Origin of the sequence: Arachnia propionica (assembly GCF_003932785.1) — a bacterium.
Lineage (GTDB): Bacteria > Actinomycetota > Actinomycetes > Propionibacteriales > Propionibacteriaceae > Arachnia > Arachnia propionica_B.
In genome coordinates this window covers 1-449 of record NZ_RQYT01000151.1, presented here as the reverse complement: position 1 = coordinate 449, position 449 = coordinate 1, and the positions used below count along the sequence as shown (strand labels likewise).

The 449-nt window shown below is 62.6% G+C and carries 1 protein-coding gene; it reads left to right on the top strand.

Features of this window, described 5'->3' with window-relative positions:
• A partial coding sequence (locus tag EII35_RS15635; RefSeq protein ID WP_148098981.1) for an integrase core domain-containing protein occupies window positions 1-364 on the top strand: 364 nt, incomplete at its 5' end.
• Between the last annotated feature and the right edge of the window lie 85 nt (window positions 365-449).

Genomic DNA, 449 nt, shown 5'->3' with positions numbered 1-449 from the left:
CTGGGCCGTCTCAGCAAGCCTGCACACCACCACACTGCCACTACTGGCCCTCGAGCACGCCCTCCAGTCCACGGGAGCTAGCCGCGGCCATGAAGGCCTGATCCACCACAGCGACAAAGGCTCCCAGTACGTCAGCCTGGCCTACTCGCAGGCACTCATCACCGCAGGAGTGACAGCCTCTGTGGGCACCGTGGGCGACTCCTACGACAACGCCCTGGCCGAGACCGTCAACGGTCTCTACAAGACCGAACTCATCGCCTCCAAACAGGTGTGGGAGTCCATCGAGGCCGTCGAACTGGCCACCATGGGATGGGTCCACTGGTGGAACACAACCCGCCTCCACGAGGCCCTGAACTACCACTGAAGCGCCTGAGGTTTTGCGCCGCTCCTATGCGGGTTCTTTCTCTTGGACAGTAGCAGCATAGTGGATGGTTTCGTGGTGGGCGGGG